The following is a 13,468-nucleotide window of genomic DNA, read 5'->3' as shown; positions in this document are numbered from 1 at the left end:
CCGATTGCTAGCGCGTTCAGAGAGAATCCGGGGTGTGCGGCGTAAGCGCCCCGCAGCGAAACAGGTTTGGAGGCCGGCCATGATGAAGATCGTCATAATCGCCCTCGCGGCGATATGGGGAGCGTCGATGCTGTTCGGCGTCACGCTGCTGGTCGGCAGTCGCTACTCGACCCGTATCCGCCGGTTCGTGACCGGAGACTGAGTACGCTCGAAAGGAGCGATCGGCGCGTTGGAGACGGCGCCGATCGCCGCAAAAGCGCTGATTATTCGAGGTCGTCTTCGTCGACGATGATCGTCGATGCATTCGGCTTGCGCTCGATGGCCGCGAGGCAGGCGTCGACGATGTCGTCGTTGAAGCGGTTGAACAGCTCGATGCCGTCGTCCTCGGGTTCGTCGCCGCTCAGTTCCTTCAGGACGGCGTACTTGACCGCGAACTCATATTCGTCGCCGTCGAACTCGCCGGAAAATTCGATCTGCTTCTGGATGTCGTTGTCGACGACGCTCGCCTGATCGATTTCGAGGGTATTTGCCATGTCGGAACTCCTGGGGTTTGACCGCCTACTGCCTGCGAGCGGGCGGCAGCGCAAGCGCTCAACCCGGTGGTTTGCTAACCGATTGTAACAAGGGCTGCGGCAGGGCAATGATAGGGGCATCACTCCTGCCATTGTGAGTCGTCAATGTCGCGTTCCAGCCTGCTTCGTTCCGCCGCCATCCTGTGCTGCATCGCCAGCGCCGCCTCTGCGCAAACCTCCGCCAAACCGTCGCGCGTCAATCCGCTGACCGTCCCCAGCACGCTGCCGTTCCAGGCGCCGCGCTTCGACCAGATCACCGACGCCGATTACCAGCCCGCGCTCGAACAAGGCATGGCGGAACAGATCGCCGAGATGAAGGCGATCGCGAACAACCCCGCGGCCCCCACCTTCGCCAACACGATCGAGGCGATGGAGCGCTCAGGCCGCACGCTCGACCGCGCGAGCCAGGCGTTTTTCGGCGTGTCGCAGGCGAATACCAACGATGCGCTCGACGCGGTACGGTCCGCCGAGGCACCCAAGCTCGCGCAGCATAGCGATGCGATCTATCTCGATCCGAAGCTCTTCGCGCGCGTCCAGGCGCTCTACGCAAAGAAGGACTCGCTCGGTCTCGATGCCGAGCAGAAGCAGGTCCTCGAGATCTATCACAGTGACTTCCTCCACGCCGGCGCGCAGCTGAACGACGCCGACAAGGCCAAGCTGCGCCTGCTCAACACGCAGATCTCGACCGCGACGACCGATTTCCAGCAGAAGCTGCTCGCCGGCACCAAGGCTGGCGCGCTGGTAGTCGACGACAAGGCCAAGCTCGCGGGCCTCAGCGACGCTGAGATCGCAGCCGCTGCCGAGGGCGCGAAGGAGCGCGGCATGCCCGGCAAGTACGTGCTGTCGCTCCAGAACACGACGCAGCAACCGGCGCTCGCCTCGCTCTCCGATCGCGCAACCCGCGCGGCGCTGTTCGAGAAGAGCTGGAACCGGTCGCAGCGCGGCGACGCCAACGACACGCGCGCGCTGATCCAGAAGATCGCGCAGTTGCGCGCGCAGAAGGCACAGTTGCTCGGCTATCCGAACTATGCCGCCTATTCGCTGTACGATCAGATGGCGAAGACCCCGGCGGCGGCGAAGGGGTTCATGACGCAGCTCGTCCCCGCGACCGCCGCGGAACAGCGTCGCGAAGCGGCCGAGTTACAGAAGACGATCGACGCGACCGGCGCATCCTTCCCGCTCGCCCCGTCCGACTGGGATTTCTATTCGGACAAGGTGCGCAAGGCGAAGTACGACCTCGACCAGAACGAGCTGAAGCCGTATTTCGAGATTTCGCGCGTCCTGACGGACGGCGTGTTCTTCGCCGCGAACCAGCTTTACGGCGTCACCTTCAAGGAACGCCGCGACATCCCGACCTACCAGCCGGACATCCGCGTCTTCACCGTCTACGACAAGGACGGCTCCGAGCTGGGCCTGATGTATTTCGATTACTGGAAGCGCGACAACAAGGCGGGCGGCGCGTGGATGTCGAACTTCGTCGGCCAGTCGAAGCTGCTGAAAACCAAGCCGGTCGTCTATAACGTCGGCAACTTCACCAAGCCCGCGCCGGGCCAGCCTGCGCTGATCACGTTCGACGACGTGACGACGATGTTCCACGAATTCGGCCATGCGCTGCACGGCCTGTTCGCGAACCAGACCTATCCGCTGGTGTCGGGCACCAACACCGCGCGCGACTGGGTCGAGTTCCCGTCGCAATTCAACGAGCATTGGGCGCTCGATCCCAAAGTTTTTGCGAACTATGCCAAGGACTACCGCACCGGTGCGGTGATGCCGCAGGCGCTTGTCACGAAGATCAAGAACGCGGCGAAGTTCAACCAGGGCTATGAGCTTGGCGAACTGGTCGCGGCGGCGACGCTCGACCAGGACTGGCATTCGCTGCCGGCCTCGGCCGGGCCGCAGGATGTCGACGCGTTCGAGACCAAGGCGCTGAATTCGATGGGGCTCGACACGAAGGACGTGCCGCCGCGCTATCGCACGAGCTATTTCGCGCACATCTGGGCGGGTGGTTATGCGGCGGGATACTACGCGTATCTGTGGACGCAGATGCTCGATAACGACGCGTATGCGTGGTTCATGGCGCATGGCGGCCTCACGCGCGCGAACGGCCAGCGCTTCCGCGACATGATCCTGTCGAAGGGGCATACCGAGGATTACGGTCCGATGTTCAAGGCGTTCTACGGCAAGGACCCGGATATCGGTCCGATGCTCGAAGACCGGGGCCTGACGGCGGGCGCGAAGTAATGCGGCGGCGGTGCAGCGGCCTTTTGGAGCGCTGCACCGCACCATATTAAATCTGTAGCGTAACGGTCATTCGACTGTCTTGCCGTGCCAATAGGCGCAGCCCCGGGAGTGACGATCGATCGATCTCGCTAGGGGTTTTCAAAAATGACGATGTTTTTCTCGTACGGCCGCGCGGCTATTGTGCGGCGCTATCGGTTTTGTCGTGGTCGGCGTGCCAGTCACCGCAACGGCGCAGTCCCTTGTTGCCAAGGACGCGGAGCCGGGTTCGTCTGCTCCAGTGGCCGATCCGGCCGATCCAGCAACCCCGCCCGCCGGGCAGGATGACACGATCGTCGTCACCGGCGCGAACACGCGATCGGTGACGCAGGTCAGCGGCGTCGACATGCAGAAGATCCTTCCCGGCGTCAGCCCGTTGAAGGCGCTCCAGACGCTCCCCGGCGTTACCTTCCTCACCGCTGATCCATGGGGCAACAACGAGCAGAACATCTCGCTGTTCGTCCACGGCTTCAACGCGCAGCAGCTCGGCTACACGCTCGACGGACTGCCACTCGGCGACCAGAATTACGGCAACTACAACGGCCTGTCGCCGCAACGTGCGATCATCTCGGAGAACGTCTCGCGCGTGACGCTGGCCAGCGGCGCAGGCGACCTCGGCACCGCATCGACCAGCAACCTCGGCGGTACGATCGATACTTTCTCGAGCGACCCCAAAAAGGACATGGGCGTCCAGGTCGACCAGACGCTCGGCAGCCATTCGACCTCGCGACTGTTCGCGCGGATCGACAGCGGCGACCTTGGCAACGGCAACGCGTTCTACATTTCGGGCTCGCGGCAGAAGGCTAAGGCTTGGGATTTCAACGGTATCCAAGGCGGCTATCAGGCTAATGCCAAGTTCGTCCACGATGACTCGAACGGCAAGCTGACGCTCTACGGCGCGTATTCGGACAAGACCGAGCCGAACGAGGACGCGACCGTCGTCACGACGGCGACGCAAGGCACCGCGCCGTATGTCCGCCCGTTCGTCTATCCCGATTTCAACGCATTGCTGACCTATCTCAACTCCGGCGCGTACAAGGCGGACGGGTCGAACTACCGCAATTACTACGGTGTCGCGGCGCGTACCGATTACCTGGGCTACGTCAAATACGACTGGAACGTCAGCGACCGCGTGACCTTCTCGAACCAGGCCTATTATCATCACAATGACGGCGTCGGTGTCATCGGCGGCCCGATCGACGTCGCCGGCCTGCCCAAGCTGTTCTCGTTCTACTACCCCGGCCAGAACCTCACCCAGGTGTTCGGCGGCTCGGGCCTCGCGACGCGCACGACAGAATATCGCATCGACCGCGGTGGCCTCGTCTCGACCGTCGCGCTCGATCTCGGCGCGCATCATGTCGAGTTCGGCGCATGGTACGAGCATCAGAGTTCGTCCGCGTATCGCCGCTGGTATCCGTTCCCGGTCAACGATCCGAGCACACCGTACCAGCGTCCGCGCGAGGAACTGACACCGCTGATCACGCAATATCACAGCGAAGTCCGCGTCGACGAATACCAGGCGCATATCCAGGACAGCTGGAAGGTCTTGCCGACGCTGACGATCCAGGGCGGGGTGAAGAGCACGTTCCAGAATGCGTCGCAGCGCGTTCCGACGCAGCCAATCCCGGGCTCGTTCACCGGCTCGGTCGCGCTGCCGGTCGGCAAGATCGACACGCACAAATACTTCCTGCCACAGCTTGGTGCGCTTTGGGATGCGACCGACAACGAGCAGGTGTTCGTCAACGTCCAGAAGAACATCCGCCAGTTCCAGACGAGTGCCGCCGCCGGATTGTCGCCGTTCGCGCTCGGCAGCCAAGCGGCGTTCGACCTGTTCAAGCAGGACGTCGAGCCCGAGACGAGCTGGACCTACGAGGCGGGCCTTCGCTCGCATCATGCACTGAACCTTGGCCCGCTCACCGGCTTCGATGGCCAGATCAGCGTGTATCACGTGGACTTCAGCGACCGCCTGCTCGGGATCAGTCCGAACCCGGTTGTGACTGCTGTCGTCAGCGGTGCGGCGATCCTGCAGAATGTCGGTGCGGTGAAGACCGACGGGTTCGACGTCGCCGGCACGTTCCGGTTCGGCTCGCACTTCTCGTTCTACGATGCGCTGTCGTACAACAACTCGCGCTACGAGGAGAACTACATCAGCGGGACGAGCACCGTCGCCACGGCGGGCAAGAAAGTGCCGGGCAGCCCCGACTGGCTGAACAAGTTCACCGCCTCGGCCAATTACGACGTCTTCGACGCGCAACTCGTCGGGGACTATATCGGCAAGCGGTTCGCGACCTATACCAACGACCTGTCGGTGCCGTCCTACTTCACGCTGTCGGGCCGCATCGCCGCGCACGTACCGCTGTCGGAAGGGGAGATCGTCAAGACGGCGACGGTCAGCCTGAACGTCACCAACATCACGAACAAGCGCGCGGCCTCGACGCTCAGCATTGGCGCGGCGAGTGGGACGTTCAACCAGTTCCCGGTCGCACCCCGCCAGGTGTTCGGGACGATCAGCGTCGGCTTCTGACGCGGTCAGGGGCCTCGGTCTTGCCGGGGCCTCCTACTGTACGTCCGTGGTTGTCGGAAATATCATCGGAGGATCGCCCGGTTGCCAAGGCACCGGGCGTATCATGACCTGAGCGAACAACGCCGATGCCAGGTGCATTGTCAGCCACGCATGCAGCCGCTCGAACGGCAGTCCGTCGAAATAGGATCGATCGGTCTGCGCGAACTGGCGAACAAACGGCATGATTGTGAGATCGGTCATCGACTGCAAGCCGGTGCCGAGACTACCGGTAGCGCGGAGCCTCTCATCCATATCGCGGAGCAGCACGGTAGCCGCATCGCGGTGCTCGATCGGATCGACGTCGTAGCGATCGGCATATTTGTAGCGGTCAAGATGGTGTTTGAAGGCGCCGTCGTTCATTGCGATCAATCCAGCGTCGTTATTGGTTGGCCACTCGGCGCCGGGCGTACGCGCGCAGGCCCAGCGCATGATGTCGAGGCTCTGGTCGATCACCGTCCCGTCCGGCAGCACCAGCACCGGCACGGTTCCCTTGGGCGACGCGTCGAGCATTGCCGCCGGCTTGTCCCGCAAGACGATCTCACGCAGTTCGACCTGATGATCGTTCGCCGCGATCGCGAGACGCGCGCGCATCGCGTAGGGACAACGTCGGAAGCTGTAGAGGATCGGCATCATCGGACCTGCATAACCCGAGCGGGCGTCCAGGTCGCCTGATCCTGAAAACAGCCGGCGCTGCCGCGATCGATACCGCGGAACGGCATCGATCGCGGCAAGGCGTCAACTCAGAAACGGTAGCCGATCGTCGCCTGCACGGTCCGGCGGTTGCCGTACCAGCACCAGTTATAGTTGGCGAAGCACGACGTCAGATACTTCTTGTCGAAGATATTGGCTCCGTTGACGGCGAGGCTGAGGCCCCGCAGCGATGGGGCGAACTTCTCCAGGTCGTAGCGGATCAGTGCATCATAGACTGTGTAGGATGGGCTGTTGCGGCCTACAATCTCCATAGGCGTGACGCCTGCATAGACTTCGTCGACATGCCGGACCGCACCGCCGATCGTCAGCCCTTCGAGGCTACCGCTACGTGGCGTCCAATCGAGATAGGCGGACGTGCCACCACGCCCGACGGTTTCGAGCCCGCGACCGACGCGTGCCGGCGCATCGGCATCGCTGGTAACCTTGACGCGCTGCCGGCTGAACGCGACGCGCGCGTTGAAGCCGTAGGGCAGGGGAGCACTCCCCTCGAACTCGACACCTTGCGAACGAACGCCGCCGGTCTGCCGCGAAACGCTGAAATTGGGTGTCGACGTCAGGACGTTGGTCTGGTCGATACGGAACCATGCACCGGACAGCAGGATCTGCGTTCCCGGAATGCTGAACTTCGCACCGGCCTCGATCTGCTTGCCGAGCGATGGGTCTGCCAGCCCCGGCTGGCCGTTGCTCTGCGTGATCGGACTCGCCTGCTGCTCGAACGACGTCGAATAGCTGACGTACGGCGCAAGACCGAACGGCAGCGTATAAAGTGCGGCTGCGCGATACGTGAACTTCTCGTCGTGCTTGGCGTCACGCCCGTCCTGATGCGCACGCGCCCAATCCTGCCGGCCGCTCAAGACCACGCGAAGGTCGCCGATCGCCATCTGGTCCTGTGCGTAGACGCCCTGCTGACGCTGCTGCACATCGATCGCGAACTGACCGCCGATCTGTTCCGGGGTCGTCGGGACCGTCACCGTACCGTAGACCGGGGCAAAGCCGTTAAGGGGTGGCGCGACGCCGAACGCGGCAAGCTCGCGCGAATGCGCGACCTGGCGGTCTACACCGAACAGGAGCGTGTGCTTGATCGGGCCGGTCTGGACGGTGCCGGAGAGCTGGTTGTCGAACGTCCAGTTGTTGAGCTGTTCGCGGGTCGCGTAGGACGCACGGCTGAAAGTCTGCTGCGTCGGGTCGGTCGTGTCGAGGCCGCCTGCGGTATAGATGAGCCCGAGCGCCGACTTCACATATTGATAGCGACCTGACGAGCGGAACGCCCAGCCGCCACCGAAATCATGACGGAAGATGTAGGTGAGTGCCGCCTGCTCACGGCTGAAGCGGTTGCCGGCCTCGCCACCGTCGAAGCTGGTTGGCAACTTGCCGTTGGGGTTAACGAGCAGCGTGCCGCTGGCCGGAAACACGCCGTAGTCGCCGTTGTATGGATCATGCGAATAGGCGCCGAGCAGAGTGAAGCTGGTCGAGCTGCCCGCACCCGCCGTTACTGCGCCCGAGATCGTCTGGCGCTCGCGCTTGCCGAACTTCTGCTGCGTGTCGGCACCGTTCGCGCTGCCGTTGATCCGCCAGAGCACACCTTCGCCCGCTCGGCCACCGATGTCGGCATCGACGCGGTAGAGATCGTAGTTGCCGTAGGTGCCGCTGATCGCGCCGTAGAGCGCCTGGTCGAGCGGGAGCTTGCTCGATTCGGCGACCAGGCCACCGGGGCTCGATTGGCCATACAATACCGATGCAGGACCCTTGATGACCTCGATCCGATCGAGCCGCGAGACGTCGACCTGCGGCACCGCGTAGCCGGACGGGCTGCCGAACTGCTTCAGGCCATCGAGATAGACCGGCGCATCAAAGCCACGCAGCTTGAACTGGTCATAGACCTCGCCGCTCGACCCACGTGTTTCGGGGGTCACGCCGGCGACGAACCGGAGCGCCTGGTTGAGGTTCTGCAAACTGCGTCCGGCAATGTCGTCTGCGGTGATGACCGTGATCGACTGTGGCGTCTCGGCGAGCGGGGTGTCAGTCTTCGTGCCGGAGGACGCCTGATCTCGCGGGTGCTGGCCGGTCACGACGATCACGTCGGAGGCGTTTTCCTGCACGGTCTGTGCATAGCCGGGTGCGGCGGCAAAAGCGGCGGAGCCTAGCAGGACGGCGATGCCAAGACGACGTGTCATGTGATTCCCTTTACGTTGTGGCGCCCCGCTACTGTTGTTGATAACTATTATCAATAGCTGCCATGTATTGAGGTCACATGCCGCTTGTGTCTGCGGCAATGGGGCCACACTCACGACAGCCTGTATGGGTGGAACGGACGACAGAAATGAGTGGTAAGATACTGGCGGTTGAAATCGCGACGACGGGGGACGCGTCTTGGTTCGTCAAGCATCCTGATCGCAGACTTCGACTTCGCAATATGGTAGTGGGCGAATTCAGTGACGTGAGCGGTAAGCCTCCGGTCGGCATGGCGTGGCGGACAATCGTCCTGGAAGCGCAGCCCGGCGCCCGTAGCCGCCAGGTGATCGCGCTTCCGATCGGTATGGATGTCGATGCATTTCACGACGACGATCTGTTCGATCTGTTCCTGCGCGTTGCCCCACCCGGCGCTCGAAAGATGATCGCCGCATTGCGCCAGGTTAAGTTGCCGGACATGCCCGAATGCTGAAGCCATCGCTTCAGGTTCGGCATCCCCGGTTACGGGAACAAATATAGGGTAAAGCGAGATTTTCGCGTGACGGACTGCGCTTCTAAGTTCGCCACCGCCTGCTAGCTTGGGTCACAGTGACGCGCTGCCGACAGGTGCTGCGTCCTCGGTGCCCTGCCCGGATACGAGAGTGTCGCACGGACGGGCGGGGCACCTCGTTCATTTCAAATTCACCTTCGAACGGCATAGCGCGATGCAGAGGCATCGCCCAAGTAACGCGTACCTTCAGCGCCCCGCCGGTTTCAGTCACACGGACGGGCGGGGCGCTATTTCGCCGTCAGGCCAGGCCCTGCCGCGATAACCGCGCATCGATCAGGTCGAGTTCGCGTCCCAGTTGCTCCGCCAGTTCGACACCGATCTCCCGGCGCCGCGCCAAGTCGAAGATTGCGTTGCGTTCGGCGCGGACCGCCGCAAGGCGCATGTCACGTTCGATCTTCACATCGCCCTGTCGCCTGCGGTCTTCGGGCAACGACGAAAGGCTGTCGATACGTTCGCGGTACTGGTCCATCAAGCGTGCGGCGACATCGGTGAACCGGTCGGGATCGTCGCGCCCTTCGGCCATCCGATGCTGAACGCGGTCAAGTTCGGCGATCGCCGCATTGGCTGCGACAAGCCGAGCCTGATCGCGTGCGGCACCGACTCCGGTTTCGGGTGGCAGGCTAAGGCCGCGCAGCAGCAACGGCAGCGCGACGGCCGCGATGACCAGCGACGAGAGGATCACGCCCGATGCCAGGAAGATGACCAGATCGCGTGCCGGGAACGGCGCGCCGTCGTTCAGGCTGAGCGGAAGCGTCAGTGCGCCAGCGAGCGTAATCGCGCCCCGTGCGCCTGCACACGACATCGCCGCGATGATCCGACGAGGCGGACTTTCGCCGGCAGTAGCGTCGTTACGCCGCCGAGCCCGCAGCAACGTGAACTGCAGCGAAATCCATACCCAGCCATAGCGCAGCAGCGCCAGTCCGACGACGACCGCGACGACATAGACCGCGAGCCACCATGGGCTGACGTGCCCGGTCGACGTCACGGTGTCGCGCGCGCGCACGAACACCTCGGGCAATTGTTCGCCCAGCAGCACGAAGATCACACCGTTCAGCGTGAACTGCAGCATGTCCCATACGGCACGGCGGCGGATCCGCGTTCCGGCAGCGACCGCCGTGGTCGCGTCGGTGAAGGTCATCGCGATCCCGGCGGCGGCGGCGGCAAGAACGCCGGACGCGTGGATATGTTCGGCCAACAGGTAGGCGGCGAACGGGATCAGCAGGCTGACGAGGATGTTCGAGCCGGCCTCGTCGCCGAACCGTCGGGCGAACGCGCTCTTGGTCGCGACGATGCCTAGTGCGACGCCGACACCGATCGCGACGCCGGCGATCGCCATCCAGGCGAAGGTCGCGGCAGCGTCGGCGAAGGAAAAGGTGCCGGTCAGCACGGCGGCGATCGCGAACCGGACGCAGACGAGACCGGATGCGTCGTTCAGCAGTGCTTCGCCTTCGAGAATGTGCATCATCCGCTTCGGGATCGGTGCGTTCTGCGCCACCGCCGACACTGCGATCGGGTCGGTCGGCGACACCACGGCTGCCAGCGCGAACGCGACCCCGAGCGGCATGGCCGGGATCAGCCAGTGGACGAACAGCCCCATCCCCAGAACCGTGAGGAAGACCAGACCGAGCGCGAGCCCAAGAACCGTGCCACGATCACGGAACAGCTCATCCTTCGGGATACGCCAGCCATCGAGGAACAGGAGTGGCGGCACGAGCAGGAGGAAGAAGAGTTCGGGATCGAGTTGGACCCGGACGTGCGCGATCATGCCGATCAGTGCGCCGAGCGCGATCTGGACGAGCGGTCGGGGCAAGGCCGACGGCAGCATCCGCGACGCGATCCCGCTCACCACGACGGCGAGCAACAGAAACAGGCACAAGGTCACAATCTGCAAACTGGATTCCCCGAAGTGTAAAAGCGCGGCACGCACGCGGCAGGCGGTCGACAGGACCGGCAGGGTATCCCACAGGGATAGCAGGGAAGCGATGATTTCGAAAGGGCGCCACGATCGACACTGCACGCTCCAGTGCACCGGACCCTGGCGAGATCGTTGAAATCGCCTTGGGGGTGGAGGCGGCCGGCCGCGTACGGTACGCGTGCGGAATCGTCCCGTCACCGACGTGGCGGGTCCCGTTCACCGTGGACGTAGGAAAGTGACGGCATGACGAGATTTCTGGCATTCGGCGAGATCATGTTACGACTTTCCCCGCCGGGGCGCGAGTTGCTGATGCAGACGCCCAGGTTCGACGTCTGGGTCGCGGGGGCGGAAGCCAATGTCGTCACGCAGCTTGCCCGGCTTGGGCATGATGTCGGGTTGGCAACGATGGTCCCGGATAACGACCTGGGACGAGCGGCGATGACGACGCTGCGTGGGCATGGTGTCGACACGTCGACGATCTCACTTGGCGGCGAGCGGATGGGACTGTATTTCGTGACGTCGGGTGCAGGGCTGCGCGCGACCGAAGTGATTTACGACCGCGCCTGGTCGTCTTTCGCGGAAGCACCCGAGAATTGCTGGGACTGGCGTTCGCTGCTCGCGGGCGTCGATCGCTTCCATCTGTCCGGTATCACGCCGGCGCTCGGCCCGGTTCCCGCCAAGGCTGCGCTCGCTGCCGTTCGCGCCGCGACGGAGCGGGGCATTCCAGTCTCGTTCGACGGCAATTGGCGCGGAAAATTGTGGGAGCGGTGGGACTCCGACCCGCGCACGATCTTGACGGAACTCGTAGAATACGCGGACCTGATGTTCGGCAATCACCGCGACATCGCCCTGCTGCTCGACTGCGAGTTCGCCGGCGATGCGGACGATCGCCGACGCGAAGCCGCAGAGGCCGCGTTCGCCGCGTTCCCCCGCCTGCAGACGATCGCATCGACCGCACGGCATGTTGAACATGTCGACCTTCACCGCCTGTCCGCCAGGATCGACACCCGCGACGATCACGTCCAGACCGCCGAGGTGGTACTGGCCGGGATCGTCGACCGAATCGGCGGCGGCGACGCGTTCGCGGCCGGCGTGCTGCACGGACTCCGCTCGGGCGAGGACATCGCCGCGACCGCGCGTATCGGCCTCGCGCTGGCCGCCCTGAAACACTCGTTGCCCGGCGACGCCAGCTTGTTCCGGCAGGCCGATATCGATGCATATCTGGCCGGTGGACTCGATGTCCGCCGCTGATTGCAGAACGGATCGGGCGCAACCGACGCGTTAGATCTCGTCGGGCCCAAACCCGAGTGATGCAGCCAGTGAAGCGCGGGCGCGCGCGCACTGCTCCCAAAGACGCGGGTTGCCGAGGTCGTCGGGGGCGATCGCTTCCGGCCATTCGCGGGCGATGACTGCCTCGATCCGGTCGCACGCGTCATCATCGAGCAGGAACCGGTGGTCGATCGCGGCGCATGCATCGGCATCGACCTGAACGCGAAGCCTGAGGCATGCGGGACCACCACCGTTCCGCATGGACTCGCGGACGTCGACGACTTCAAGGGACGTGATCGGGCCTTTGCTCGCGATCAGTTCCGACAGCCACGCCCAGACGTCCGCATTCTCGTGTGCTTCTGCGGGCAGGACGAGGGTCATGCCGCCTGTGGGCATCGTGACGAGTTGCGAGTTGAACAGGTACGTGCGGATCGCGGTTTCCAAGCTCACGCGATCGGCCGGGACCTCGACGATCCTTGCACCCGGAACGTGGGCCGCGACGTCATCGTACAATGCCGCAGGGTCAGCGAACGCCTCGGCATGCGCGAACAGGACATGACCGTTCGCCACCGCGACCACGTCGTTATGGAACGCGCCCGCCGCAATCGCCGCCTCGCTCTGCCGCACCATCAACGTAAGCGACGGATCGAGCCCGTGACGTCGTGCAATCGCTTCGCTGGCGGTGCGGTGCTGACGCGACGGAAAGCCGCCGGCCTGACCGTCACCATAGACGAACAATTCGACGGCAGCGCCGCCATCGGGCGGCACCAGCCGCATGAAGTTCGCCGCCCCCTCGTCACCGAACGCGGAGGGCAGGGGGGCGTGGACCCGGAAGTAGCGCGGATCGGCGAAGGCGAGACGAAGCTGACGCTCGGTCTGCGCTGCCTCGCTCGCGCGGTGGGGCATCGTCGATAAATTCGCGACCGAGATATGGCACAGGCCGTCGCGCGTATCGGTCGCTGGGGAAAAGGTCCCCGCGTTCGCCGTCCACATCGCCGACGCCGACATCGCATTGGCAACCAGTGCGCGGTCGGCGACCCAGGCCGACGCCAGCGTCTCAGCATCGCTGCCGCCGAAGCCCAACGTTCGGAGCCACGCGACATTCGGCCGATCATGCGGCAGGAAAACACCCTGTCTGAGCCCCATCGCCATCATGTGCCGCATCTTGGCGATGCCCTGAAGGGCGGCGACACGCGGCGCCGATACCGCACCTGCATTGGCGGACGAGGCGCGATTGCCGATCGAGAGCCCGGCATAGTTATGCGTGGGGCCGACAATTCCATCGAAATTAATCTCGATCACGGCATCGCTCCTTCGCCCTATCTTCACGCCGTTCATCGCGGCGCGTCTTCAGTTTACGGAACCGATAGCCGGATTTGGCAAGGGCGTAAAAGGTGACGAATTCGCTCGCGGGTGGCGGC

At 64.0% G+C, this 13,468-nt stretch carries 10 protein-coding genes; 5 read left to right on the top strand and 5 right to left on the bottom strand.

Going from position 1 to position 13,468, the window contains the following annotated elements:
* Positions 1–79 precede the first annotated feature (79 nt).
* Positions 80–202 carry a hypothetical protein gene (locus AC1ME3_RS14890; protein ID WP_480953765.1) on the top strand — a complete coding sequence of 41 codons (123 nt, stop codon included), beginning with the start codon at positions 80–82 and terminating at the stop codon, positions 200–202.
* Positions 203–263: 61 nt separating this feature from the next.
* On the opposite strand, the gene AC1ME3_RS14885 is transcribed toward AC1ME3_RS14890, so the two are convergent.
* Positions 264–533, bottom strand: a complete 270-nt coding sequence (locus tag AC1ME3_RS14885; protein WP_056058830.1) for a DUF1488 family protein — start codon at positions 531–533, stop codon at positions 264–266.
* A 144-nt stretch (positions 534–677) separates the two neighbouring features.
* Between AC1ME3_RS14885 and AC1ME3_RS14880 the strand changes: the two genes are divergently transcribed.
* Positions 678–2,813, top strand: a complete 2,136-nt coding sequence (locus AC1ME3_RS14880; RefSeq protein ID WP_480953764.1) for a M3 family metallopeptidase — start codon at positions 678–680, stop codon at positions 2,811–2,813.
* A 211-nt stretch (positions 2,814–3,024) separates the two neighbouring features.
* The gene (locus AC1ME3_RS14875) at positions 3,025–5,373 is read left to right on the top strand and encodes a TonB-dependent receptor (protein ID WP_480953763.1); all 2,349 of its coding nucleotides are present in this window, start codon (positions 3,025–3,027) and stop codon (positions 5,371–5,373) included.
* A 33-nt stretch (positions 5,374–5,406) separates the two neighbouring features.
* On the opposite strand, the gene AC1ME3_RS14870 is transcribed toward AC1ME3_RS14875, so the two are convergent.
* On the bottom strand, positions 5,407–6,042 hold the full coding sequence (locus tag AC1ME3_RS14870) for a glutathione S-transferase (protein ID WP_480955845.1): 636 nt from the start codon (positions 6,040–6,042) through the stop codon (positions 5,407–5,409).
* A 110-nt stretch (positions 6,043–6,152) separates the two neighbouring features.
* On the bottom strand, positions 6,153–8,297 hold the full coding sequence (locus AC1ME3_RS14865) for a TonB-dependent siderophore receptor (RefSeq protein ID WP_480953762.1): 2,145 nt from the start codon (positions 8,295–8,297) through the stop codon (positions 6,153–6,155).
* Between the two features lie 146 nt (positions 8,298–8,443).
* Here AC1ME3_RS14865 and AC1ME3_RS14860 point away from each other — a divergent pair, with 146 nt between their 5' ends.
* Entirely contained in the window at positions 8,444–8,785 is a 342-nt protein-coding gene (locus AC1ME3_RS14860) for a hypothetical protein (protein ID WP_480953761.1), read from the top strand.
* Positions 8,786–9,101: 316 nt separating this feature from the next.
* On the opposite strand, the gene AC1ME3_RS14855 is transcribed toward AC1ME3_RS14860, so the two are convergent.
* On the bottom strand, positions 9,102–10,754 hold the full coding sequence (locus AC1ME3_RS14855; protein ID WP_480953760.1) for a Na+/H+ antiporter: 1,653 nt from the start codon (positions 10,752–10,754) through the stop codon (positions 9,102–9,104).
* A gap of 267 nt (positions 10,755–11,021) precedes the next feature.
* Between AC1ME3_RS14855 and AC1ME3_RS14850 the strand changes: the two genes are divergently transcribed.
* Positions 11,022–12,029 (top strand): sugar kinase, encoded by a 1,008-nt coding sequence (locus AC1ME3_RS14850; RefSeq protein WP_480953759.1) that lies wholly within the window; start codon positions 11,022–11,024, stop codon positions 12,027–12,029.
* Positions 12,030–12,059: 30 nt separating this feature from the next.
* Here AC1ME3_RS14850 and AC1ME3_RS14845 read toward each other — a convergent pair whose 3' ends face one another.
* Positions 12,060–13,385 (bottom strand): N-succinylarginine dihydrolase, encoded by a 1,326-nt coding sequence (locus AC1ME3_RS14845; RefSeq protein ID WP_480953758.1) that lies wholly within the window; start codon positions 13,383–13,385, stop codon positions 12,060–12,062.
* Between the last annotated feature and the right edge of the window lie 83 nt (positions 13,386–13,468).

It is taken from the genome of Sphingomonas sp. BL2 (genome assembly GCF_056680015.1).
This window is presented reverse-complemented; position numbering and strand designations above follow the sequence as displayed.

Excerpts from the sequence above, each read along its gene's own strand:
- AC1ME3_RS14880 (WP_480953764.1), top strand. The coding sequence starts at position 678 with ATGTCGCGTTCCAGCCTGCTTCGTTCCGCCGCCATCCTGTGCTGCATC.
- AC1ME3_RS14890 (WP_480953765.1), top strand. The coding sequence starts at position 80 with ATGATGAAGATCGTCATAATCGCCCTCGCGGCGATATGGGGAGCGTCG.
- AC1ME3_RS14845 (WP_480953758.1), bottom strand. The coding sequence starts at position 13,385 with ATGAACGGCGTGAAGATAGGGCGAAGGAGCGATGCCGTGATCGAGATT.
- AC1ME3_RS14850 (WP_480953759.1), top strand. The coding sequence starts at position 11,022 with ATGACGAGATTTCTGGCATTCGGCGAGATCATGTTACGACTTTCCCCG.
- AC1ME3_RS14860 (WP_480953761.1), top strand. The coding sequence starts at position 8,444 with ATGAGTGGTAAGATACTGGCGGTTGAAATCGCGACGACGGGGGACGCG.
- AC1ME3_RS14870 (WP_480955845.1), bottom strand. The coding sequence starts at position 6,042 with ATGCCGATCCTCTACAGCTTCCGACGTTGTCCCTACGCGATGCGCGCG.
- AC1ME3_RS14865 (WP_480953762.1), bottom strand. The coding sequence starts at position 8,297 with ATGACACGTCGTCTTGGCATCGCCGTCCTGCTAGGCTCCGCCGCTTTT.
- AC1ME3_RS14885 (WP_056058830.1), bottom strand. The coding sequence starts at position 533 with ATGGCAAATACCCTCGAAATCGATCAGGCGAGCGTCGTCGACAACGAC.